Origin of the sequence: Gorillibacterium massiliense, from assembly GCF_000455485.1 — a bacterium.
GTDB lineage: Bacteria > Bacillota > Bacilli > Paenibacillales > NBRC-103111 > Gorillibacterium > Gorillibacterium massiliense.
Genome location: NZ_CBQR020000058.1, coordinates 1 through 25228, shown reverse-complemented (window position 1 = coordinate 25228; position 25228 = coordinate 1). Strand labels below are relative to the sequence as shown.

At 45.7% G+C, this 25228-nt stretch carries 18 protein-coding genes, 10 tRNA genes and 1 rRNA gene; 1 reads left to right on the top strand and 28 read right to left on the bottom strand.

The genetic code is table 11. The features are described 5' to 3' along the window. Window positions 1-6: 6 nt before the first annotated feature. The 4 genes from TJ79_RS06020 to TJ79_RS06005 all read right to left on the bottom strand — a co-directional run bounded on the left by TJ79_RS06020 (window position 7) and on the right by TJ79_RS06005 (window position 5530). Entirely contained in the window at window positions 7-1668 is a 1662-nt protein-coding gene (locus TJ79_RS06020) for an ATP-binding protein (RefSeq protein WP_052339325.1), read from the bottom strand. Then, window positions 1665-3869 carry a DDE-type integrase/transposase/recombinase gene (locus tag TJ79_RS06015; protein WP_040949388.1) on the bottom strand — a complete coding sequence of 735 codons (2205 nt, stop codon included), beginning with the start codon at window positions 3867-3869 and terminating at the stop codon, window positions 1665-1667. The genes TJ79_RS06020 and TJ79_RS06015 overlap by 4 nt, the downstream gene beginning before the upstream one ends. Then, window positions 3859-4692 (bottom strand): heteromeric transposase endonuclease subunit TnsA, encoded by an 834-nt coding sequence (locus tag TJ79_RS06010; protein ID WP_040949387.1) that lies wholly within the window; start codon window positions 4690-4692, stop codon window positions 3859-3861. The genes TJ79_RS06015 and TJ79_RS06010 overlap by 11 nt, the downstream gene beginning before the upstream one ends. Window positions 4693-5173: 481 nt before the next feature. Continuing rightward, on the bottom strand, window positions 5174-5530 hold the full coding sequence (locus TJ79_RS06005; RefSeq protein WP_040949386.1) for a Mu transposase C-terminal domain-containing protein: 357 nt from the start codon (window positions 5528-5530) through the stop codon (window positions 5174-5176). A gap of 447 nt (window positions 5531-5977) precedes the next feature. On the opposite strand from TJ79_RS06005, the gene TJ79_RS05995 reads away from it, so the two are divergent. Next, window positions 5978-8554 carry an AAA family ATPase gene (locus TJ79_RS05995; protein ID WP_040949384.1) on the top strand — a complete coding sequence of 859 codons (2577 nt, stop codon included), beginning with the start codon at window positions 5978-5980 and terminating at the stop codon, window positions 8552-8554. Between the two features lie 274 nt (window positions 8555-8828). Here TJ79_RS05995 and TJ79_RS05990 read toward each other — a convergent pair whose 3' ends face one another. From TJ79_RS05990 to rrf, 24 genes are all read right to left on the bottom strand, one after another. Continuing rightward, window positions 8829-9296, bottom strand: coding sequence for a hypothetical protein (locus TJ79_RS05990; protein ID WP_040949383.1), 468 nt, complete (start codon window positions 9294-9296; stop codon window positions 8829-8831). Between the two features lie 128 nt (window positions 9297-9424). Next, complete coding sequence (locus TJ79_RS05985) at window positions 9425-10249, bottom strand: hypothetical protein (RefSeq protein WP_162162923.1); 825 nt, start codon at window positions 10247-10249, stop codon at window positions 9425-9427. Window positions 10250-10444: 195 nt separating this feature from the next. After that, entirely contained in the window at window positions 10445-10642 is a 198-nt protein-coding gene (locus TJ79_RS05980) for a hypothetical protein (protein WP_155987788.1), read from the bottom strand. Window positions 10643-11017: 375 nt separating this feature from the next. Continuing rightward, window positions 11018-11221 carry a helix-turn-helix domain-containing protein gene (locus TJ79_RS05975; protein ID WP_052339324.1) on the bottom strand — a complete coding sequence of 68 codons (204 nt, stop codon included), beginning with the start codon at window positions 11219-11221 and terminating at the stop codon, window positions 11018-11020. 164 nt (window positions 11222-11385) lie between these two features. Then, the gene (gene glmS, locus TJ79_RS05970; RefSeq protein ID WP_040949380.1) at window positions 11386-13215 is read right to left on the bottom strand and encodes a glutamine--fructose-6-phosphate transaminase (isomerizing); all 1830 of its coding nucleotides are present in this window, start codon (window positions 13213-13215) and stop codon (window positions 11386-11388) included. Between the two features lie 680 nt (window positions 13216-13895). Beyond that, on the bottom strand, window positions 13896-15236 hold the full coding sequence (gene glmM, locus TJ79_RS05960) for a phosphoglucosamine mutase (RefSeq protein ID WP_040949378.1): 1341 nt from the start codon (window positions 15234-15236) through the stop codon (window positions 13896-13898). Window positions 15237-15290: 54 nt separating this feature from the next. Next, a complete protein-coding gene (locus TJ79_RS05955) occupies window positions 15291-16640 on the bottom strand; it encodes a CdaR family protein (protein WP_052339323.1) in 1350 nt (449 codons plus the stop codon). Then, window positions 16630-17451 carry a diadenylate cyclase CdaA gene (gene cdaA, locus TJ79_RS05950; RefSeq protein WP_040949377.1) on the bottom strand — a complete coding sequence of 274 codons (822 nt, stop codon included), beginning with the start codon at window positions 17449-17451 and terminating at the stop codon, window positions 16630-16632. The genes TJ79_RS05955 and cdaA overlap by 11 nt, the downstream gene beginning before the upstream one ends. Window positions 17452-17671: 220 nt before the next feature. Then, window positions 17672-18280 carry a zf-HC2 domain-containing protein gene (locus TJ79_RS05945; RefSeq protein WP_040949376.1) on the bottom strand — a complete coding sequence of 203 codons (609 nt, stop codon included), beginning with the start codon at window positions 18278-18280 and terminating at the stop codon, window positions 17672-17674. A 61-nt stretch (window positions 18281-18341) separates the two neighbouring features. Continuing rightward, window positions 18342-18923, bottom strand: a complete 582-nt coding sequence (sigW, locus tag TJ79_RS05940) for an RNA polymerase sigma factor SigW (RefSeq protein WP_155987787.1) — start codon at window positions 18921-18923, stop codon at window positions 18342-18344. A gap of 43 nt (window positions 18924-18966) precedes the next feature. Next, the gene (locus tag TJ79_RS05935) at window positions 18967-19872 is read right to left on the bottom strand and encodes a DMT family transporter (RefSeq protein WP_040949374.1); all 906 of its coding nucleotides are present in this window, start codon (window positions 19870-19872) and stop codon (window positions 18967-18969) included. Window positions 19873-19954: 82 nt separating this feature from the next. Then, a complete protein-coding gene (gene ppc, locus TJ79_RS05930; protein WP_040949373.1) occupies window positions 19955-22744 on the bottom strand; it encodes a phosphoenolpyruvate carboxylase in 2790 nt (929 codons plus the stop codon). A gap of 211 nt (window positions 22745-22955) precedes the next feature. Then, a tRNA-Gly gene (locus tag TJ79_RS05925) sits at window positions 22956-23029 on the bottom strand. A gap of 15 nt (window positions 23030-23044) precedes the next feature. Beyond that, window positions 23045-23121: transfer RNA gene (locus TJ79_RS05920), tRNA-Pro, on the bottom strand. Window positions 23122-23212: 91 nt separating this feature from the next. Continuing rightward, a tRNA-Arg gene (locus TJ79_RS05915) sits at window positions 23213-23289 on the bottom strand. Window positions 23290-23294: 5 nt separating this feature from the next. Further along, window positions 23295-23369 (bottom strand) — tRNA-Gly (locus TJ79_RS05910). A 115-nt stretch (window positions 23370-23484) separates the two neighbouring features. After that, entirely contained in the window at window positions 23485-24237 is a 753-nt protein-coding gene (locus TJ79_RS05905) for a YqjF family protein (protein WP_081756739.1), read from the bottom strand. 127 nt (window positions 24238-24364) lie between these two features. Continuing rightward, window positions 24365-24447 (bottom strand) — tRNA-Leu (locus TJ79_RS05900). A gap of 119 nt (window positions 24448-24566) precedes the next feature. Further along, window positions 24567-24642, bottom strand: a tRNA-Lys gene (locus TJ79_RS05895). A gap of 4 nt (window positions 24643-24646) precedes the next feature. Continuing rightward, a tRNA-Gln gene (locus TJ79_RS05890) sits at window positions 24647-24721 on the bottom strand. A gap of 49 nt (window positions 24722-24770) precedes the next feature. Further along, window positions 24771-24845, bottom strand: a tRNA-Glu gene (locus TJ79_RS05885). Window positions 24846-24850: 5 nt separating this feature from the next. Further along, window positions 24851-24926 (bottom strand) — tRNA-Thr (locus tag TJ79_RS05880). 3 nt (window positions 24927-24929) lie between these two features. After that, window positions 24930-25005: transfer RNA gene (locus TJ79_RS05875), tRNA-Asn, on the bottom strand. An 8-nt stretch (window positions 25006-25013) separates the two neighbouring features. Then, window positions 25014-25130, bottom strand: a 5S ribosomal RNA gene (gene rrf / locus TJ79_RS05870). Window positions 25131-25228 lie beyond the last annotated feature (98 nt).

The following is a 25228-nucleotide window of genomic DNA, read 5'->3' as shown; positions in this document are numbered from 1 at the left end:
TGATCACTATAGCCCCAATCTACTTCTGACATCCTGAACGTATCCAGCTTGTTTAATCAGCGAATGAAATGAAGTGTTTTTTGATTTTACCTTACGGTCGATTACAGCCATCAATCCAGTTGCTTTTTTATTACTGGAACTGTTAGACTTCTTTCCTTTAGATTCCTTAGGAGTGGACCGATTTGAAGAGATGCTGGCTTGATCATTATCGTATTTGTTCATTGCCTTCATGTACGCTGCCCTTTTCCATACTGATATATCGTCTGCACGTGCTTCTAAGGCAACCTCTTTCGCCTGATCCTCTGCGTACCCCATGTCCATTATCCAATACACGACTTCGGTAAAGGATTGCTCATCCTTCTGTTCAATTAGTGCCTCGTCTAATTCAATTCCGTACTCTTTTGAGAATAGCTCCTTATCTTCATTATTAATCATTTTCTCAGGCTCGAAGCTCATGAAAATATCCAAGTACTTGTGCATCTTCTCTTTCTTTCCGCTTCGAAGTGCATCAAGAGCCGGCTGTAGAAGCCTAAACTGGTCCTGTGCAACCGAATGAATAATTTCCTCTGTCAGCCGTTCATCATCTGATCCTATTGCTCTTTTCTGCGCTTCTTTGAATATCTTAATGACCAAATCCGGAATACCCTGCGACTCATAATATAGTGCTTTTTCTATGGCAGCCGTGCATTCTACATATTCTTTAGTCCATTGATATTTCCAGATATACTTGACTAGTGTACACCAATCGTTACTCTCTTGCTGAAGACGGTCCCAGTCTACGCTTCCTTGATCCGTAATTCTCTTTATATTCCGGAACTCTCTGGTAAACAAATGACGGGCCTTTGGAGTCCCGATTAGGACAATCGGAACTCCAATTGTGTTGGTTAGTGTGTTGAAGAAATTAAGCATCAATGCAGCCCCACCGGATCTAACCTCGTAAAGGTATTGAATTTCGTCGATTACAAGAACACCTAAGTGATGTTTAAGTGCGAGTGAGGACATGATCCGGATCAACTCATCCGTTTTATAACCCATATATGTATTGTATTCCACTTCTCCCACCAGTTCGGAGATCTCATGTATGAAGTTTAAACATAGCTGTTTTATCGTTCCGGATACCGGACAATCAATTTTAAGCCATACTAGTTGTTTTACTTTATATTCAGTATGTACGATCACTTGGGGGTAAAGGTTCAGTATCCTCGATATACCTGTAGACTTTCCAGCCCCGGATATACCGATGATACCGAGTCCCGAAGCGGTTGGTGACGGAATGTTATACTTCTCTTTCTCAAGGTCAGCAATATCAGGACGCTCGAATCTCATCATGCAATTACGCACTCGTCTCGTGTGATCGCCATTAGCAATATTTCTGGAAAGGTACCCTTTCCGAATTAAGATCGACAACTTTTCTTCAACCTCAAGATGTTTATTTAACGGAACTATAAAGGAAGATAGTCGCTCAACACAGTGCTTCCGTTTGCCGGGGGATAGTTCACGCTCTCCTGGATCAAATTTTTTAACCAGCTTAACTTTCTTGGCTGTCTCTTGCAAGTCTAGTATCTCAGGCAAAGCTTCAATCAAGGGGTGGTCATCATACTCCTGAATCCCGGTTTTTTTGTAAGCTGCGAACTCAATTCTGCCCCGGAGAGGTTTCCGAGCATTCATTCATCATCATCTTCTTCCATTGCTCTAAGTATTGAATCTGTATGGTCAGCTCGCGGTACATATTTATCAGACTTTCTGTCAGCTAGATACACAACCTTCTCACTTTTGTTTGACCCTGACGGTTCATCCTTCTCAAGTCTCCACGCTCTCTCCTCGCGTTCTTCCTCTTTACTAATTGCACGGTGTTCACGGACATCCTCTGGCCGGGTCCGCCTTGCCTGATCTTGGGTTTCAGCCGCCGTTTTCCTCTTCGCTTGTTCAATTGTTTTATTGTTTTTATCAATCATTCTGAGTTTTGCTTCCGTGTTCTTCGACCTTCCCTTTTTCGCTTGTCGAGCTTCATACGCAACGACATCAAGCTCCTCTTCCCACCGGAAAACTCTACTGCTCTGTATGTGCTTGCTATGCTGCTCCTCAAGCTTGAAGCATTCTTCAAATTGACCATCAGGGTGTCTCAAGAATAGACGTGATGTATCTCTTGGATCAAAGCTATACTCCACATTAAACTTCTCACCATTGCGAGCGCGAAAACGCCAACTTTCATCTTCGGCTGTAACACATGTATAGAGATCTTTATTAAATCTGATACCACCGGCTGTGAATCGAGCCCTCCTGGAAGGAAGCAGATTCATACGGAGTTGATCCTTGCTTACATACCTCAATGTGCCGAGGCTATTCTTTCTACCCCAGTGCCACAAATCTACAGGTGTTGGGGTCACGTCATCTTCAATCATGGCATCATTTCTACGGTAACTCTGCATGTAGTGTTTGTTATGGTATCTGACACACTCGATCAGAATGGTCTCAAACTCGTGAATATCCAAGGCACGATCATCTTTTGTGTCGTAATCGCCGCGCTCCTTCATTCGTTCTAATATACCACCTGGCGTCCATTTGACATACAAATCATCACTCAGATCAAAAGCTTTCTCGACAAAAGGTTTCCAATCTGCCCGAAAAGGTGGGAGATGCTCGACTTTTACATTAAGTGTCTTAATAAGATGTGCGGGCTTATTGCCGACATACTCACCGCGGTCAGTCGTTAATTGCTCCGGTAAACCGAAGGAGGGCCATTCTTCTTTCGTAATATCTATGCCAAAATGCTTGCAATACTCAACCTTATCTGAGGCGGCATTCTCGAGTGCGAGTGCAGCTCCTATCCAGCTTGGTCCCTCCAAACCAACGTATAAGCCTACAATTAGTCTGCTAAATACATCAATAACAAAGTAAATAACAGGCCGTCCGATTAGCCAATCACGATTTTTTCGATTGACCAGATAGATATTCCCGATAGTGGCATCGATTTGATATATAGAGCCTGGGCCAAAGGACGCTTTATCAAAATTACCATCGATTGCACGATGTTTCAGATTCACCCTCCGCGTTCCCACTCGCTTAGATAATTCTTCAACTAGGTTTCTCTCTTTGCTATACCAATAATAAAACTGACGAAATGTAGGCCTTTCATGCTCGGGTAACAATGTGATTCCATCTTCTTCGTCAATGTGCGCTTTATAAAATTTCCCCAACATGAGTTCATACACATCAAAAAGACTACGCTTCTCCCGTTTTTTGTACCAAAGGTCAATTGCCTTTCGGAAGTTTTTCCTTATTTCTTCCGTAACATTTATTCCGATGAGTTCGGGGTCATCTTTACTTTCGTTATTCGGACATCCGAGTTTCTTTCCTAATCCAGACCGCTCCTGCCCTTTATTGCCGCAATTCGGATAGTCAGGGAGCAATGCATTAATTACCATCCCCCTCTGCCAGTACTTACGAATGTTGTTTCGTATTAATGTCTTTGAGACCTTAAACCGCTCGTGAATCTCTTCGATAATGATGCCTCTTAGCCGCTTTTTATAGATATCTGGAACATGATTTCCGGTAACAGCCGGCTCCAGGTAACCCCAAACTTTATCTCTTATTTGGATCTCTTTCTTGTTCAGACTATGATCGGGTAGAGATAGTCGAGGAATGACATATGAGGTGATTTGTATATCCAGAGATTCAATCTGGTTTTCTATCTCCGCTCGATTAACAACTTCAGGTTGAGCATTTTTGTCATGGATATCGATTGTGACCACTAGATGACGGTTTAGCCAAAGCACGCGGTGTAACGTCGGCTGCACGTCTTCCTTACTGTAATCCTTATCTGTTTGCCATACCTCAAGAATACTGTTCACATAGAGTTCAGTTTGCAATCTGACCCAAACCTCCCTTCTCATTGGGCATAGTGATCCCTATAAGCGCAAGTGGTTGATTGGTCTCAATTAACTCCTCCATGTTGATATTCCACTGTTTAGTAACAATGCAGTATCTGACGATTGCAAGACTTTCCCCAGGCTGTAGTCCCAATCGATCATCACAAAAATTTGTGATGTCGGTTATTTTTTTCTCTCTTTTAAGAAAGAGTGGCTCCATAATTCGCTTTGCTTTCTCAACAATAGTTAGGGGAATGTGGTAATCCTCGAAATAATAAGTGGAGTGGACGTATTCAATGTTCTTTACATACACAAGTGGGATATCCTTCTCTGTTACAAGTTCCCACCTAACTCCTCTCCGAGCCCAATACATTCGCTCAATCTCCATTTTTTCAACTTCTCTTATAGTGATTGAGTCGTTTTTCTTAAAGGAAACCGCAAACTGTTCGTGGTGCAAATCTATTAGGAAGTCTGTGGTTATAACCTTCAGTTCATTTCCTGGTGGATCGATTGGGTGGTCCACTCCGAGCTCTTTTGCAATTGAAACTGTTTCTGAAATATCAAGGCCCGATTCATCGAGTAAAGGGAATTGCTCACGGATATCAACGACTAGTCGAGACCAATCAACGAGGAGAAAATAAAAATACTCCCAGTCTGATAAAAACAAATGCTCCCGAGCTGTCTTGATACCTTTTGGTCGATGTGTCTTCCCTTTCGATGGTACACCTTTTGCTGTCAACCAGGGTTTATACCCTTCTCCAGTTCCCCTACCCCGACCCTCTTTAACCCAGCGGGCTATTCGCTTTTCAAGGGAAGTTCTCATTTTATCCTCCTAACAGAAAGGACGGCCCGTCTAATCCCTGCGAGTCGTCCTGGATGATATGTCTCAAATTCCGGAAATTAATTATTAAGGGTATTTACCCTAACTGCATATCTTTCAATCACTTTTAGTGTTTATTCCTCTCTTGTTGCTCAATTTTTTCACTCTAGCTGTTTCATATAAAGTATGATCTCAGATTAAGTTTGCGGAGTGAGGTATCCTGGAAACCGGTTGATCTCCATCTGTATCCTGCTCTCAAACGATTTGCTCTTTTGGGCAAAATCCACATTTTCACGCTGACGATAGTATATCTCTAGAGTTTCGAGACATCTCCCAGACCTCGATAGTCTTTTGGGTGATTGAACAAAGATAATACCGGTTAGTGGCATTAACATACGGAGGGTCCTTTCGCTCCTTATACCTGCTCAATGTTTGTTTGTCATTTCTGATGCTTCTTTGTAATTCCTCGATAAGTTCACACATTTTAAGTTAAGTCATTGTGGCGACCTCGGCTATTCGGCATCTTTCGTTTACGCCGAGCAAAATGCTTCATTTTTAGCATTTGAATACTCTTAAAGTATTTTTCCAGCTTTTCGCCATACTCGCTGTGCGGATTGATAGAATTGCACTTCGTAAGCGAATGATTCTTCTCGTTTACAATGAAAATTGAGTTCATATTCTTAGGATCATAAGCCACAATTACCGGCCATCCCCCGATCCAACCAGCGTGTTCGAACCATCTACCTTTAATTGCTTCTGCCGTTGAATAATAAAGACCCTTAAAGAAAATCCCGCTACCCGTTACATTAGCAAGCCCCAAGGATATCGCTTCGTTGTTCATAATATCACTTCCTTTTTGTTTAGTAGTAGCAGTATTATCCGTTTTCGGATATTTATTCAGTATGAAAGAATTAAAAAAGCACTCGAGTGGGTGCCTGTTTACAGTTCATAATGAACATTACCTATTAAACCCTGCGATAGACTGAACTTTCTGGTGTTATTCGTCTCATCGTAGAAGGCTGTCCGAGGTAGATTCAAATCCGTTATGTTGTAAGCTTGTCTTAGCATGTTCTGATGTTCTGATATATCCATAAAAAATACCCCCACCATTATTCCCATGAAAACTCAAAGTCCCCCCGAGAACAGTTTGCTTGTTGATAGCATTAGTACAGGGCAAGCAAGTATTCTCAAGTGATTTCCCAACTCCAGATTATACAAAATTCTCTGTCGAACAGCAGGAAGCTATAGTAAAATGCTTCTATGAATTGTAATTAAAGGAGGATTGAGGATGCGGAAAATATTGGTAGAAGTGGAACAATGGCTCTCAAAACGACCACGTTGGTTGCAGCATGCGGCGTATCTTCTCATTCAAAATAACAATACACTTACAGAAGATAACTATCGAGAGTTAGTGCTATTGTGTAAGACTGAGGCTCAACTGATTGACACTAAAATAAAGCCCCAAAGTGTAACAGCAGGTAGCCTATCTGCAAAGGAAAGTTCATTACATATAAGACTTGATGCTATAAAAAGTATCAGGGGCATAAGTGCCCTTAGTCCTAGGAATCCTTTGAAATTTCAAAGCCCACTTTCGATTGTGTATGGTCAAAATGGTTCCGGCAAATCAAGCTATGTACGCTTACTAAAGCATATTTCTGGAGCTAAGAAGATTGGAAAGCTAATGGGAAATGTTTACGTTCAAGAACAACAGCCTCAAGACTGTTCTTTAGTTATTATTAAAGATGGTACAAGCTATGAGATTAATTGGGCACCGGATCAGGGGGCTCTCAATGAACTACGCACTCTGCAGCTATACGATACAGATTGTGCTAATGTATACGTTAATGATGAAAACGAAGTCGCTTACGAACCGTGGATACTGTTGTTTTTCAGCCAACTGACAGACGCCTGTCTAAAAGTAGGGCAAGCTCTCAAAAAGGAAATGGATAATATCACATTGTCAAAGCTTATTCCTCCAGAGGGCAGTTCCAACACAAAAGCTATTCTATGGCTTAAGAAGATTAAGGATACAACTTCAAGTAAAGAAATAGAAGATAACTGTTCATGGGTGGGGACAGATGAAATCACACTTAGAAGTAAGAGACAGCAACTGGCCGAGACAGACCCCATTGAAAAAATGAAACAGTTTAGGAATACTGCTCAAAATATAAAGAAACTACAAAGCATTCTTACGAAGATTAGGGACTCTCTTACTGATGAATCGTGCAATAAGGTAATAAATGCCCTTTTGGACTATTCGATTAAAAGAAAGGCTGCTGAAGAAGATGCTAGGAACGTCTTTGAAGGATTGTCTCTTGATGGTGTAGGATCTGAAAGTTGGAAATTGCTTTGGGAGCAAGCAAGGATTTACTCAGAGCAACTTGCTTATCCTGAAAAGTTATTTCCATACATTGAGACTGGCTCAAATTGTGTACTCTGTCAGCAACCACTTTCACCAGAGGCACAAGGAAGGCTAAGCAGTTTTGAGTCATTTGTAAAAGATTCCTTAAACAAAGAAGCAATAGCTGCAGAGTCACATTACAACACATTATTAAAAGCAATTAATGAAGTACCGTCTGACGAAACTTTAGCACTTCATTTTAACTCAATAGGCATTACATCAGATAAAGAAAAGCAAACCATTATTGACTTCTGTGCTATCCTAAAAAAGAGAAGTGAGCGCTTAAATGGCGCGACTTCACTAGACCAGCTTGCAAACTTACCACCAGTTGACTTGTTAAAGTTTTTTGATGAAACAGCAGCAGCAAAAGAACAACAGGCTGCTGACTACGAAAAATCAGCTCAATCAGAGAACAGAGATGAATTGAAGAAAAGTGTGATTGAACTCGAGACTCGAAGATGGCTACATCAGAATAAATCCGTTATTACCGAAAACGTAGAAATGCTTGAAAAAATAGCAAAGTATAAAGCAGCTATTATACTGACAAGTACACAGTCTTTATCTACCAAGAAGTCTTCACTGTCGAACGAACTAATAACTACCGAGTATATAAAAAGATTTCAAAAGGAGTTGCAAGATCTAGGTGGCTCTAGAATCAATGTTGAATTGACTAAAACTAGGGCGGAACGAGGACATATTTATCATCAAGTGAAGCTTAGAAATTGTCCTGCAAATATTCGGACTTCTGAAGTATTGAGCGAAGGAGAATTCCGAATAGTATCTCTCGCAGGATTTCTAGCTGATGTTGAAGTTGGTTCGAATAATACTCCTTTTATTTTCGACGACCCAATATCGTCATTGGATCAACTTTTTGAGGAAGCAACAGTTAAAAGAATTGCTAGGTTGAGCTTATCCAGACAAGTGATCGTATTTACTCATCGTCTCTCTTTCCTAACTCTTCTCGAAGATGCAGCTAATGAATTAGGTATAGATTGCAATGTTACATGGCTTAGGGCGGAATCTTGGGGAACTGGTGAACCTGGGGATACGCCTGTATTTGCTAAGAAACCGGAAAAGGCGTTAAATCTGCTTTTGAATGACAGACTCACTCGAGCCCGTAAGGTTCTCCTCGAACAAGGAAGAACAGAATACGATCTAATAGCTAAAGGTATATGTAGTGACTTTAGAATTTTAATTGAACGCTTTATTGAAAACGATTTGCTTGGGGATGTTGTTCAACGTTTCAGAAGATCAGTCAACACTATGGGCAAATTACATAAGCTGGCGTACATCTCTGTAGAGGATTGCAAGCTTTTTGAAGATTTCATGACTAAATACTCTGCTTATGAACATTCACAGTCATACGAAATCCCTATTATGCTACCGGAACCAGATGAACTGCAAGATGACATGGAGCATATAAAAATATGGTTAAGTGATTTTAAAAAACGAACAACCGCATAATATGCATGTTAATTTGTTGAATTGCGATCAATTGCAAAAATCAGGAGTTCGATAATGCCGGATCGAACTCCTGATTAATAATAACAATTAATTTTTAAAACAATTAACTTTTTTGAATGACCTCTTTATTATGATTTTAATGAACTATAAGCTACACCAAATAACTACAAGTTCCATTTAATTGAAAACAATTACGCTATCGTAACTATTACTTCTACTCCATCATTGCGTCTGGGATACCAAACAAGCGTCGAACGTCAGTTCCAAACACCTCTCATAAATCAGAAAGAAGCAATTCACGTTTACATACGTCGCACCGCACTTTAATGATTAACCCCAGCTCGGTAGGTATAAAAATGTAAGCAAGTTTGGCTCCAGTTACATCAATCGGTACACATGAATCCCATTCTTTAATTTTCTGTTCCATCTTCTCAGAAATCCGAAAAACATTGTTCGATTTATCTACCCTTTTATCATTCTTTTTCAATTGGTCGCGAGTATTAACAACATAGACATGGGTTGGATCATCGAGTTGTTGATCCTTTCTATTTATTGCACGTTCCAATTCGTCAATCGTTTTTGCAAAATCATGTACATTCATGTTCAGTCCAAAACTTCGCTTCAGATTACGATAATGACGCAAGAAAATTATCTTTGCTTCTTCTTCAGAATAACCCAAATTCTGTAGCTGATCTATTACGCCAACAGCGTAATGTTTTCTCATTAATCGTAGATCAGTCATTTTTAACTCCCCCCCTTATTATGCAGACATCAATGATAGAAATAACCATTACATTATTTACAATAGTAATTTAAATAAAGTCATACCTAATGCTTCCCATCAGATTTGGTTCTCAGCAAATAGTCGTTTTAGTTAAGTGGCTGCATCAACAACTTACCAATATGTTTTTGATAATATTCCCTTCTTCGCTGCTCAGCAACTATTTGCATAAGAGTATACTTAAGTCGTATATCTATTACTTTACGAAATTTTTTTAGATCACACTTACTAATAAATCCTCTTGCCATGTATGCAGGTAACCTGGACATATCTACTTGTCCATATTTCATCACTATATCTTTACCTAACTGTTTGTATAAGTTAACACCAGAAACTAGTGGATCACTATTGCTACAACTAACTGTGCCAAAATCAAAATGATATGTATTAGGTGCAGGCAATTGCTTATTCAAACTATGTTTAATTGTCTTCCATTGTTCTACAAGTAGGTCATTTTCCATCTTCTTAGATAGCCACAGGTCAACTAACTTAGTAATTTCCAACTTAGAAACTTTATCTTCATACTCATGCAGCATATCGTTATCACATTTTTGATCCTTGTTGGCGGTAAAGCGTACAAGTGTTGGCTGAAAAACCATCCATTGCTTCATCTGTTCTTGTTCTTCTTGAGATAATACTGACCATTCTACCTCACACAGTATTGGCAGTAGACCTATTTCTGATAGGAATACTTTTAATCCTTCCATATCATCTTCAAATATCCGATATCCCTCAAATATCCCCACTACCCCTTGTTCGGCCCATTCCATACGTCTAGCCCCAACCTTGGATTGATGTGCCTTAATTTTATCGCGCAAAAATCCCAGCTGTTTTGTATTCAAGCCAAACTTATAGTATCTTCCACTTTCAACAAAATCCCGAAGAGAATCTAAACACACCACTATGGCCCCCAATATCTAGTTTCTTTGGCTTTTTATTTTGCAAATCTGTTTTTCAAGTTATTGAATCTTTTCATAGTATTTACAATCCACATCCTCCATAGAAGTTTTCTCATCAATAAATGAAGCTCAATAAATTCTTCATGCACAACTGGGCATACCATTAATACAGTTTGATTATTTCCGTTTTGGAATGCTGATAAGATCTATTCACCAGCTTCTAAAACAGTTCCAAACCAGATATTCATTTAAAGCCCATAAACTTGAATAACGCTCTCCACTGAAAAAGATCCCTTCTGCGGTTTCTTTAGCGGTTTCTTTAGCGGTTTCTTTAGCGGTTTCTTTAGCGGTTTCTTTAGCGGTTTCTTTAGCGGTTTCTTTAGCAGTCTCATTTGAACATTTGTCCATAAAAATACTTCTTCGCCGTTATGAACTATCATCATTCTTGCCCATCATATATGTATATAATCAGAATTCCTTTCACTAAAATAAAAGACACGCACTCCTTCATCGGATCGTGTCCTTACTTCAAATATAATAAATAATCACTTTCCTAGTATGCCTGTTGTCGTTGCGTTGCTATCTACATTTTTGCATGTAAACAAGAGTAGTAATTGAAAATAAGTGATCTTGAAGTTATCCTTCGGTCCAGCCAAATCGACATACTAATATTCAGAGGTATCGCCACAAGCGGTGCCACGGCAAACAGCTCATTATTTCATTAACATGTGTATAACTTTGTGCACAAACAGTGAATACTTTGTTGGTAAGGGAACTATAAATCTAATTTTTCTCGTCGAATAGCCAGTTAAGATCAACATTGAATTTTTTTCTTAATTCATGAAGAGTATCTGCTGACGGTTTTGTTTTCCCCTGCTCTATTTCGCTCAGTCTGCCTTGAGAAATTCCAATGGTATCTGCAAATGCAATTTGGCTCAGCTGATGTTGCTTGCGAATAGCCTTTACTTTGTCTCCTATGGTCATCATTTGCTAGCCCCCTTAAACAATAGCGGGCCGTCCCCATGCTGTAGGACGGCCCTTGATGTTAATAGAACAAAACTTTATTGTATTTTTTTACCCAGAACAAAACTTTATTGTTTAGAACAACACATTATTGTAATGAATCATTTTTCAGTTATAAAACCCTCAACTTACTCCACCGTCACGCTCTTCGCGAGATTCCGCGGCTTATCCACGTCGTTGCCTCTTGCCAACGCTGCATAGTAAGCCAGCAGTTGCAGCGGAATGACGGACAGTGCCGGGGTTAGCAGGCCCAAGGTGCGGGGGATCGAGAACAAGCGATCCACCTGGCGGGGCAGTTCGGCGTCTCCCTCATTGCCGATACCGATGATGTAGCCGCCGCGGGCAACGACTTCCTTGATGTTGCTGACGGTTTTCTCCAGCAGTTCATCTTGGGTTGCCAGAGCGATGACTGGAATGCCATCTTCGATCAAGGCCAGCGTACCGTGCTTCAGCTCGCCAGAGGGATATGCCTCCGAGTGAATGTAGGAGATTTCCTTCAGCTTCAAGGAGCCTTCCAAGGTGACGGCATAGTCGATGCCGCGGCCGATGAAGAACAAATCTTCGTGGGTTGCGGCTTGCTCGGCGATGTCTTTGATGTCTTCGGCTTTTTCCAAGATAGCCTCTACTTGCGTAGGCAGTTGCTGCAGAGCGCTCAGCACTTCTGCAATGTACTCCGGCTTTTGCGTTTCCAAGGTTTGAGCCAGGAACAGACCGAACAGATAGAAACCGATCAACTGCGTCGTGTAAGCCTTCGTCGAAGCGACGGCGATTTCCGGACCAGCCCAAGTGGTGATGACGCTGTTGGCTTCACGGGCAACAGAACTGCCGACCACGTTGGTGATAGCGAGGACGCGGGCGCCGCAGCGCTGCGCTTCCCGCAGGGCAGCCAAGGTGTCAGCCGTTTCGCCGGATTGGCTAACGACGATAACCAAGGTGTCGGGTGTGATGATCGGTGAGCGGTAGCGGTATTCCGATGCTACATCGGTTTCTACCGGGATGCCGGTCAGCCGTTCGATGATAGTTTTACCTACCAAACCGGCGTGATAAGCAGTTCCGCAAGCCACGATATGAATGCGGCTGATGCGCTTGATCTCGTCTTCCGTCATCTTCACTTCCGGCAGCACGACACGTTTGCCATCTTCGCTGATCCGGGCGCCCATGGTGTCGCGGTAGGCTTTCGGCTGCTCGTAAATTTCCTTAAGCATGAAGTGGTCGAATCCGGCTTTTTCCGCCGTGACCAGATCCCAATCGACATGGAATAATTCCCGGGAAATAAAATTCCCCTCCAGAGTCAGCAGTTCGACACCATCCCGTGTCAAAACGGCCATTTCGCCGTCATTCAAAATGTAGACGTCGCGGGTGTAGTTCAAAATCGCCGGAATGTCCGAGCCGATAAAGTTCTCGCCATCGCCGACGCCGATGATCAGCGGGCTTGCATTACGCACAGCCACCAAACGGTCCGGCTCATGCTCCGTCAATACGCCCAAAGCGTAGGCACCGCGCATGCGTTTAACGGCTTTTTGCACGGCTTTGACGATATCTCCTTGGTACTCAACCGCGATCAGGTGGGAGATGACTTCAGTGTCCGTGTCAGACAAGAACACATGCCCATTAGCGATCAGTTCTTCCTTCAAGGTTGCGTAGTTCTCAATGATCCCGTTGTGGACGACGGAAAATTTCAAGGAGCTGTCCGTATGCGGATGAGAGTTAGCGTCCGATGGCTTTCCGTGAGTTGCCCAACGGGTGTGGCCGATGCCGATAGTGCCTTCGAGAGGCGCATCTCCAAGCTTCGACTCCAGGTTAGCCAAGCGGCCGACAGACTTCTTCACTTCCAAACCATTCTTCGTGAACACGGCGACCCCAGCCGAGTCGTATCCGCGGTATTCAAGCTTTTTCAAGCCTTCGATCAAAACTTCCTGAGAATTGCGATTTCCAATATATCCAACGATTCCGCACATATACGGACTTCCTCCTATACACGCCTGAGAAGGCGATTATCAAAGATATTCAATAGGTAATTTCAGCAATACGAAAATAAGGCCCTGCCAGTTGCAAACTGGCTTCGTGATCCATTTAGAAGACAATGACAAACTCAAACCTGGGGTTCCCCTAAAACGGAAAACCACGGTCAATGGTCTGGCTTAAGATATCAGAATGTAAAAATTCAGAGCATTAGCTTCCTGATATCTCAAGAAAAACTTCCTCTAAAGGCGGTCTGGCTTCTTTGAAAGTGCGTCGATAGACGTTTTTCTTATGAAACTGCTGTTGGAATCTTGTCCGCCCGGTTACCCGTGACGATTTGCCTTCCAACTTTCGGCTTGCAGTCATACCGGAAGGTCCCCGCCGATGATCCGAACACCTTCACCTCGTCAACTCGCACGATCTTTTTCCATCTTGAAAAAGATTTCCGCTCCGTGCAAGTTCTGGCGCTTATTGTTGCTAGCGACCCCTGCCCACCTTTCTTCCTCTAAGTAAAAGGGTAATGCCAAATCTATTTTATTCAGCGAGCGGAAAACCCGACACCGCAAGATATGCGGATATCTAGATAATAATAACATAAAAATACCCCCGGCAAAACACATTGTCTCACCGGAGGGTCATTTTGTTGAAATTTTATGATAGGCTTGCGAATCTATCGTTAAACCAGTTCCTGCTGAACCGTTTCTACGATGGACTGCACGAAAGCTTCCAGTTCCGTCTTATCCGGCCCTTCCGCCATGACGCGAACGAGAGACTCAGTGCCGGAAGGCCGCACCAACACCCGGCCGTTTTCGCCCAGTTCTTCCTCCACCTTGCGGATGGATTCCTCGACGGCGGTGTTGCCTTGCAGCTTCGATTTATCTGCGACGCGGATGTTCACCAACACTTGCGGGAACTTGCTCATTTTACTTTTCAGCTCGCTCAGCTTCATGCCGGATTCAACCAGCGTCGCCACGAGTTGCAGACCGGTCAGCATGCCGTCCCCCGTTGTGTTGTAATCGAGAAAAATCACGTGCCCGGATTGTTCCCCGCCCAGATTGTACCCGCCCTTGCGCATTTCCTCCATGACGTAGCGGTCGCCGACGGCCGTTTGTGCCGTTGCCAAGCCAAGGTCCTTAGCAGCCTTAAAAAAGCCAAGGTTCGCCATGACCGTCGTAACCACCGTTCCTCCTGCCAACGTCCCCTTCTTGTTCATCGCGTCGCCGCAGATGGTCAGGATATAATCCCCATCCACCTCTTCACCGTTCTCGTCGATGGCGATCAACCGATCGGCATCCCCGTCGAAGCTTAATCCGAGATCCGCTTTATGCTTCAGCACTTCAGCTGCCAGCGCTTCCGGGTGAGTGGAGCCACAGCCCAGGTTGATGTTCTCTCCATTCGGATTCGCACCCGTCGCAATGACTTCCGCTCCAAGCTCGGCAAAAAGCCGGGGAGCCAACTCATATGCCGCTCCATTAGCACAGTCCAGTACGATTTTCAGACCGGTGAAGCTAACACCGACAGTGGTTTTCAGATACTCCATATATTGAAACTTGGCTTCCGGATGATCTTCTAAGGTACCCAGATCCTTGCCCACAGGACGGGGCAGTTCATCCGCCTCGGCGTCCATCAAGGCCTCGATCTCAAGCTCCGTCTCATCGAACAATTTATAGCCGTCGCCGCCAAAAAACTTAATGCCGTTATCCTCAACCGGATTGTGGGAGGCCGAGATCATAACACCGGCATCGGCGCCCAAAACGCGCGTCAAGTAAGCAACCCCCGGTGTAGACACAACACCGACTCGGATGACATCCGCCCCGATAGACAAAAGTCCGGCAACCAAAGCCGCTTCCAGCATATGCCCGGATATCCGGGTATCCCTGCCGATGACCAGCTTGGGATGTTTCGCCTGCCCTGCCAAAACATAACCGCCGCATCTGCCGATCTTATATGCCAATTCCGGTGTCAGCTCCGCATTTGCTACGCCGCGAACACCATCTGTTCCAAAATATTTCCCCATTTATTTCTTTTCTCCTCTCGATGATCCATTCATAACCGTAAACCCGTATTTCCACTATCCTTCACTGCCGGAGTTAGGAGTGGGTGAAGGCGTTGCCCCCGCCTCATTTGAAGCTCCTGCCCCCGACGAGGGCGGAGCCGTTCCAATGACAGGCGACACTCCGCCGCCATTATCCGTTTTAGTACCCGAAAGCGCCGTTACCAGCACCTTGGCGGTATAAGCTTGCGTCGGTTTTTTTACGAACATCGGCAGATTTATAGTGACGGGTACGACATGCTCCCCGGGAGCCAGATTGCTTATATCGACAACCGCCTGCACATCCTCCGCATTCAGAGCGGCAAGCACATTCGGCGCACCTTCCAGAATCGCGTGAATAGAGGTGGTATCCGCCGCCAGCTGCGAATTATAGCCAGCATTGGTTCCGATCAGCTTGATCGGAATATCAAATTCTTTTGTCGTGGAAGCCACAATTTCGACGTTTACTTCGACCTTAGCAGGCTCCACCTTCAAAACGCCCGTTTTAGCCGGTACGTCAATCTTCTTCTTCATGGTGCTGGTCAGGTCGGTTAGATCGATTTGCGGTCCTTCATAAAATTCCATCGCATCCAGTACATTCTGCGGTCCGTAGACCGTAATCATGGCCGGATCCTGTTCATACGAAGCTACAGCATATCCCGGTGCTGGCTCGCCGACCAGCTTGATCTGCAGCGGCATTTGCTTAAACGGACTGGTAATGGGAATCTCCACGTCAACGATAGTCGGACTCACCTGTAGATCCAATTGCTTTCCGTTCTTATCAACAGCAACGAGCTTCACTTGTTTGGTTACCGTGGAATTCACGTCGGCAATATTGATTTCCGCCCGGGCAGAATCCAATTGATCTAGCAAGCTATCCGGTACTTCGACGTTAACCCGGTTAGGCTTAACCACCGGCTCCCCGGCTTTAAACCCTTCCGCCGGAGTTCCAGTCGTTGTGATTACAACCGGAACCTGCTTCGTGTGGATTTTTTCCAGCACGACTCGTACGGTTTGCGGAATCGCTTCGCTGCTGGAGGCTCCCGTCACGCCCTTCACCCTCAATTGGACGGTATGCGTGCCTTCCGTCATCCCCGTGAGATCAGCTTCGACGCTCATATTGCTCACGTTCAGCTTGCGGAACGTGTTCTCTCTCCACTGCACCTGTACCGTAACATCCGCAGGAGTAATAGATTTTAAGGTGTACTGCTCTTCGTCGAATTTTGCGGTGACGCTAACGTTTTTATAATACTGTTCCTTCAATTCCGCATTAGCCGACTGGGTTGCCGGCGTATCCGATTCCATATGGACGACGACCCAAAGCAAGATGCCGATGATCAAGGCAACCACTTTGACGACGTTGTTGTTTTTCAAATATTTATCCAGCATTGCGGCTCCTCCTCTTCCAAAAAGGAGCTTTTTCATCGTTCTTCCGCTTCATTCGAAGCTCATCGTACAGCTTGGAGATAAGCGATTCTTCCTTGATATCCCGCACAATCAGACCGTTCATCGCTAACGACACTTGCCCGGTTTCTTCCGAGACGATGACCGAGATAGCATCCGACGTCTCGCTCACACCGATAGCCGCCCTATGCCGGGTTCCTAACTCCTTGCTGATAAAAGGATTCTCCGAAAGCGGCAAGTAACAGCCCGCAGCTACAATTTCATTTTGCCGGATGATCACAGCCCCGTCATGCAGCGGCGTATTGGGGATAAATATATTGATCATCAGCTCCGAGCCCAATTCCGCATGAATCGGAATGCCCGATTCGATAAACTCGTTCAGTCCGGTTTCCCGTTCAAACACGAGCAGCGCGCCGATCTTTCTTTTGCATAAATAATTAACCGCTTTAAGCACCTCGCCGACTCGCTCATGGACCAGATGGTCCTCCTCCGTTGATCGGCTAAACAGCTTGCCCCGGCCAAGGGTTTCAAGGGCGCGACGAAGCTCCGGCTGAAAAATAATAATCAGCGCAATCACGCCAATATTGAACATCTGATTCATCATCCACTGCAGGGTGTTCAGGTGCAGCCAAATGCTGACGGCCCACGTCGAGACGACGATGAGAATTCCCTTCATCAGTTGAATGGCCCTTGTGCCCCGAAGCAGTACCAACAGCTTGTAAATCACATAGCTGACAATTAAAATGTCGATTATCTCTCGAAGGGTACCGCTCACTGTCAGAGACCGTAAATCCATGCGAAATCCCCCATTACCTCTTTACCTTCTCTATGTAATGGACTTGATAAGCCCATCCTTCTGCCTTTTTTACGCGTAAACGACTAACATCTTTCATATTACCATACTCAAGAGTAAACGGCTAACTCCCCTAGGGCACACCTGGATAAACGGCTGAAGCCGTCCAGACATACTCCCTTACAGAGAAAAAGCCCCTCCTTCCGGAGAGGCCAAAGCCCGTTTAATTAGCGATAACGGCAACGGCTTCACGCAGCTGGTAGAGCAGCCATTCCGCCGCCTGATTGATTTCATACACCTTGCCCGACACCTCGGCTGTTGAGGCCGTGTGATACGTACCGTCCACTACAACCAGATTGCCCTGCAAAGTTCCATCGATTTGAACGTTGCCGCCTCTAACCATAAGGTTTCCCTTTGCCTTGTGTCCGGCTGGCAGATAGACTGTATCATCACTGATGACATATTGGTCTAGGTCGCCGCCTTTCACTGTCATTTGGGTATCCTGATTCCATAAGGAGAGGAAGCTTCCCATCATCACCAAAAGGAAGACCGAAGCTGCGGTTATCGCCGGATGACGCTTCACCCACTGGATCCACGAGTATCGCCTGCGCGGAGCAGCTGGCAATCGGGTCATGAGGCGTTCCGCGAATCCTTCGGAAACAGTAGGCCGGGGACAGGAACGGACCAATGCCTCTGTCGTCTCCAATTCTCGAAACAATCTATGGCATTCGGGACAGGAGAGCAGGTGCTTCTTTAAATCGACAGCTTCCTGACCGGATAAATCGCCATCTAAAAATTCATGTATGCGGGAAAGGGCATCTTTGCAGTTCATCCGATTGCCTCTCCTTTCAAAAGTCTCTTCATCGTTATACGATCCATCAGATTAAACCGTTTCAAAAAACTTTTCCCCCATATTCCCTGTCCAGTTTTTTTCGCAAAAACTCCCGTCCCCGATGCACCCGGGTTTTCACCGTTGTGACCGGCATGTCCAATACATCGCCAATCTCCTGCAGCGACATATCCTGAATGTACCGGAGCACCACGACGGATTTATATTTTTCAGGCAGCGTATCGATGGCGTTGCGGATATTTTCCTGCGTCTCCGTTAGCAAAAGTTCATTCTCCGGAGTCGGCTCATTACCGGGCAGCATCGAATACCAATCCGATCCTTCTCCATCCGGCATCTCGGCATCCAGCGAGTAAACCGCTTTACGCTTTCTTAGCTTGTCTATACATAAGTTAGTAGCAATCCGGTAGATCCAGGTAGAAAATTTCTGGTTTTCATCGTAGCGATGCAGATTCGTGTACACACGCAAAAATGTCTCCTGCGCGATATCCTCCGCCTCATTGGCTGATCCCAACATGCGGTACGCCAGGTGATACATTTTATCTTTATACAAGTCCACGATTTCTTCAAAAGCTCTCCGGTCCCCACCCCGGGCCAGCACCGCCAATCTTATCTCTCTATCCTTCACGGGCATTCCTCCGGCTCCAAATTCCCCACGTAAACCTATTTTTTCACACCACCTTATTATAACGTGTTTTCACTTTAATTTCTGATAAGAATATCCCAAATATAATAATTAAGATGCCGATCCACTGCACAGCGGACACGTTTTCACCTGCAATGAGAAAAGCCCCCACCGTCGCCACCGGCAATTCGGCGGACCCAAGGAGTGCAGCCAACGTGCTCCCTACTTTCGGAATCCCTACATTGAAACATAAGGTAGGCGCCACTTGCCCGAGGAAACCGAGGAACAATCCCCAGAGAAGCACACCGCCCATTCCTTGGTCAAGAAAATGAGTCGGCGGAAAAAGCACATAAACAGCAGGTAGCGCTCCAGTCAGCATGACAGCCGATCTCATCAGCGGATGCATGGTAGTCTCGATTCGGCCAGTACCGAATAAAAACAAGCTGTACGTCAAAGATGAGGCAAGTCCATAAACAAGACCCATTAGGCTGAGCGTGGAGAAATCCACCTCAAACACGTTCACAGCAAACACTGTGCCCAGTAATATAACGATAACGGCCAAGGTCTGGTTTCGAGTTGGACGCTTTTTTTTGCTTATGGAATCGATTACTATTGTAATCCACGTGAACTGAAATAGCAGAACGACACTTAAAGACGCATCCATTTCCTGTAAAGCAGCGTTGATAAAAAGCGTTGTCAGCGAAATTCCGATAAGCCCGTTCAACAGCAGACGGATCCATGGTCCGCGAAAAGGATTGCTCCAAGCGGATGGGGTGACCAGAACGAGAAGCCACACCAGCAAAGCGGACATCGTCATTTGCGAGGAGCTGATCTCCCGGTTGGTCCATCCGTCGGTGTAGGCCAGCTTGACGAAGGGTGAAAGCAGCCCGTAGCAGGCTGCTCCGATTAAGATAAGCATGATAGGTAAAAGGCGTTTATTCATGCTGTTCATATCCTCCAATATGATTCTTGTTGGAAAACAAGAAAGCCGGACGCCATTCCACTGGCGTCCGGCTCCATTCGGCAAACGGGTATCAGCCCGTATTGCGAAGTCCGGCGGCAATTCCGTTAATGGTGAGCAGCACTTCCCTGAGCAGGGTCGTGTCGTCGCCGCCTTGATCACGGGTAGCGCGCAGCTCCTTCAACAGATCGACCTGCAGGTAGCTCAGCGGGTCCACGTAAGGGTTCCGTAAGCGAATCGACTCCTGCATGATCGGCACATTGTCCAATATTTCATTTTGCCCGGTAATTTGCAAAATCAGCGACGAGGTCAATTTAAACTCTTCCTCGATCAATTTGTAGATCCGCTCAGCAATTTGCTGATCCTGCACCATCTTGCCGTATTCCTTGGCGATTTGCATATCCGCCTTGGCCAGCGCCATTTGCACATTATCGATGGCGGTACGGAAAAAGGACCATTTCGCATACATTTGCTGGAGCGTCCGCATGTTTTGCGGCTTGTTCTTATAGAAGCTTTGCAAAGCGGTTCCCGCTGCGTACCAAGCCGGCAGCAAGTACCGGGTCTGGGTCCAAGCGAATACCCATGGAATCGCCCGCAGATCTTCGAAACGGTCGCTATTCTTCCGCTTTGACGGACGCGAGCCGATATTCAGTTCCCCGACTTCCGGCAACGGCGTCGATTCCTTGAAGAATGTCATGAAGTCCTTATCGCGGAAGATCAGATCCTGATATTTATTCTGTGCGTTTTCGGAGATATCCTTCATGTAGGTTTCCCATTTATGCTGATTCACGTCGCTCTGAGGATTCAGCGCCATAACCGAAGCCGTAATGAGCGCCCAGGTAGCCTGTTCCAGACTGCGGTAAGCGATGCCTTTCACCGCATAGCGCTGGGAGAGAACCTCCCCTTGCTCCGTGATTTTGATACCCGCGCCAAGGGTGTGGGGCGGTTGAGCCAAAATGCTGCGGTTAAGCGGCATGCCTCCCCGGCCCAAAGCACCTCCGCGTCCATGGAAAAACTTCAGTTTGACGGAAGCATTATTCGCCGTAGCCGTCAGCGACTCCAACGCCATTTGCAATTCCCAGTTGGCGGTCAGCACGCCGCCATCTTTATTGCTGTCGGAATAGCCCAGCATGATTTCCTGCACTTGATTCAAGCTATTCAAGCTGTTCCGATACGCCGGGATGTTGAATAAGGTTTCCATAATCGCCGGAGCATCGTGCAGATCGTCAATGGTTTCAAAAAGCGGCACCGGCTGAAGCGTACAGGCAATGCTGCCGTCAGCGTCCTTGCGGTAAAGCCCAAACTCTTTTGCAAAGACCATCACTTCCAACAAATCGCTTGCGCCAGTGGTCATACTGATCAGGTAGCTTTGCAGACAATTCCGGCCGTATTCCCGTTGGCCCTTCATGATGATCTTGTAAACATTCAGGCATTCCCGAGTGGATTCGGTATATTCGATATAAGGAGAAGTCAAAGGCCGCGGATCTTCCAATAGGTTGGTCAAGAGCGCGATTTTTTCCTCTTCGCTCAAGTCTCCGTAGTTATCGGCGATGCCCATTTTTTGCAGGACTTCGGTCATGGCCAGCTCATGTTCCTTGCTGTGCTGACGAATATCCAGCGTTACCAGATGGAAGCCGAACAGCTCGGCTTGCCTGATTAGTTTCTTCGTGTACATATCGGCGACGAAACCGGCGTAATGCTTGCGCAGACTGCCATCAATGATGCGCAAATCCTCTAAAAATTCCTCAACCGAACGATATTTGAGCTGGGGATCCGTGCATTCCGGGTTGCGGGTATTGTAGAGCTTCTCCAGGATGTAAACGATTTTCACCCGGTACGGTTCCGATTCGTTACGCCAAGGCTCCTCGGTTACTAATTGGATCTGATTGCGGTCCTCTTCGATAGACGCCAGAAGACGCTCATCCACTTCCACGATATTGGTGTTGAAGCTCATATGCTTTATCAAAGCCCGAAGTGAGCCGTCATACTTGCGTAAGATCATGTCCCGGTGCATTTGCAACGTATCCCACGTCACGTCGGAGGTTACGGAAGGATTGCCATCACGGTCGCCACCGATCCAAGAGCCAAAGCGCAGGAAAAGGGGAACGTGCCATTGCTCATCGGGATAATATTTTTCTAAACACCGTTCCAGCTCACCGTATACTTCCGGAAGAACATCAAACAGCGTCTCATCAAAAAAGTACATCCCGTGCCGCACTTCATCGATAACCTTTGGCTTACGATCCCGCAGCTCATCGGTCTGCCACAGGGTCAGCACCTGGCTCAGGATATTATCCCGCAGCATCTCCCGTTCACGGTAAGTCAGCATCGGGTTGTCATATTGCATGACGTCCCTGGAAATCCCCTGATGGATATCCAGCACCGCTCTCCGGGTCGCTTCCGTCGGATGGGCGGTCATGACAAGCTCGAGAGAGATTCCTTCGAGAATGGAGGAGACATCGCTGGCGCTGATCTCCCTTTGCCGCAGCTCACGGACAATGCTTTCAATTGAACCTGGTTGAATGGATTCGCCAGCTGTGCGGTCGTAATCCCGTTTACGACGAATCCGGTGATTTTGTTCCGCGATATTAACCAATTGAAAATAGATTGCAAAAGCGCGTATGACTTGATAGCGGATTTCCGGATTCAAGGAATGAATGGTATCCATAAATTCTTGATATAAACTTGCACTATGTTGACCGCGCAAGGACTTGGACATCTCCCGGATCTTCTCGACAACGGAGAACAATTCCTTTCCGCCCTGTTGCAGGAGCACGTCTCCCAAGATATTGGCGAGAAACCGGACGTCCCGCCGAAGCAAATTGTTCGTAGAGTTTTTAGCCAGCATATTCAGTTCAGTCATCTTCTCACCCAATCTTCCTCGACTCGAATTGCCGCTCCCGACAGAGCGGGTCGCATAAGTATTTCGTTATATTTTATCACAAAGCTGACACAAGAAAAAATAATTCTTTTGTTTACAAATAAAAAAAATGTTTATCAGTAAAGCGTTGATGCGACAACGTCCCAGGGTATAGAAAAACCCTTGTTTTTCACAAGGGCACTCATTTGCGTATTGGAGCGGGTGATGGGAATCGAACCCACGCTACCAGCTTGGAAGGCTGGAGTTCTACCATTGAACTACACCCGCAAATAAAATTTTAAATGGTCGGGACGACACGATTTGAACATGCGACCCCCTGCTCCCAAAGCAGGTGCTCTACCAAGCTGAGCTACGTCCCGATAATAATACATGTGGTAAATGATAAACCTTGTAAAGCGATAATGGCGTTCTAGCAGCTTTCTGAGGCTTTGCAATTCATGATGTTAAATATGGCGTGCCCAGAGAGATTCGAACTCCCGGCCTTTTGATTCGTAGTCAAACGCTCTATCCAGCTGAGCTATGGGCACATAATTGGAGCGGACGAAGGGATTCGAACCCTCGACCCTCGCCTTGGCAAGGCGATGCTCTACCACTGAGCCACGTCCGCAAATAAGATCTTTTATGGTGAAGTTGTTAACCTCACGTTTTTAGCGACAAGTGTTATAATAACAGGTTTTTCGACTGAATGCAAACATTTTTTTAAAATTAATCGAATCCCCCGTTTACACCTGTCTGGCTGGCCAGATCAAGACTTCAAGTCGCTTCGAATACGCGGTTAAGGATGCTTTATTGGCTAAATGGATGCCAAGAGGGGAAACCATCGAATTGTGCTTTATGACCACCTCTGCGTCCTTTAAAGGCCATGGGAGGTGATGGATGTCCTCTGCAATGATTTTCCCCTTTCTCACTCCATATAACCGATACCTCTCTGTTAACCAGTGCAATGGAGTGCCTAACGGCGCATGGAAGCTCTCGCTGTTGTTACTTGGAACATAAGCACATTGAAAGGCTGCCGGTGCATCTCGTGAATCCGTCCGATTCGAACGAAAATGATGAATGCGTCCCTCTCCCCTCATATCCACCTTTGCGTGCAGAAAAGGAAAGGGAATCCACCTCGCCATTTCAACGGCAAGCCAGCTAGAAGCATCGAGACTAAACGTATAGATGCCTGGTATGCTTTTATAGGTCACATAGGTGCGCACATTGATCTCATAGAACGAGAATGCAAACGGAGGGAACGGAGGCACCCCTCTCAAGCGCATAGGCTTTACCTGAAAGGGGGTTAGGGTTAGCCAAGCCTTGTCATCCATTAGATCTAGCTCAAGGCCATTAGGCAAGCGTGGAGCGAGTTGATCAGGGTCTATAGACCAATGGGCTAATAAAACATCGCGCCATATTTGCTTCATCAGCCATTTCCCCTCAGGCATCGGGAAGGGACGGTGCCCAGTCACTTGTAAGATTTTATCGGGATGCACTTGCCTTTCCTCCTTCCTCTCCTAAGCAAATCAACATCCTTCATATCTTTTGATCGAGTGTAGCCGGTTATTCGAAAAAACAAAAAACCATCTGATCTAAACGATCAGATGGTTCCATTTGTGTTGGTGGTGCGCGTAGAGGGACTTGAACCCCCACGGTTGCCCGCCAGATCCTAAGTCTGGTGCGTCTGCCAATTCCGCCATACGCGCATGATAGAATCACAAAACTCCATTTGAAACAAAAAACACGTTAATCGCATCCGTCCTTTGTTCGGGTTGATAAGCGCGTTTTCCAACTGCTGATTTGTGATTTTACTCTTGGGAAAAAATGGTGAGCCATGCAGGACTCGAACCTGCGACACCCTGATTAAAAGTCAGGTGCTCTACCAACTGAGCTAATGGCTCTTACTGGCTGGGGATCTAGGATTCGAACCTAGGCATGACGGAGTCAAAGTCCGTTGCCTTACCGCTTGGCTAATCCCCAATTTTTAAATAGGTTTTCCGTTCATGGCTTGTCTTAACCATAAAAAAATTGGTGACCCGTAGGGGATTCGAACCCCTGTTACCTCCGTGAAAGGGAGGTGTCTTAACCCCTTGACCAACGGGCCGAAAATGGAGCTTCCAACCGGAATCGAACCGGTGACCTCATCCTTACCATGGATGCACTCTACCTACTGAGCTATGGAAGCAAGTGGCTCCCCGAACAGGACTCGAACCTGTGACAACTCGATTAACAGTCGAGTGCTCTACCAACTGAGCTATCAGGGAATGGTTACGCTTGGCAACGTCCTACTCTCCCAGGACCCTGCGGTCCAAGTACCATCGGCGCTGGAGGGCTTAACGGTCGTGTTCGGTATGGGAACGCGTGGTTCCCCTCCGCCATCATCACCAAACGTATCAAGGTGTTTTCGGGGATCCCCGAAAAGTAATCGGAATACGCTTCGTCAGCATAATCGTCACTTTTTGGGGCCCTGCTTATGCCCTGAAAACC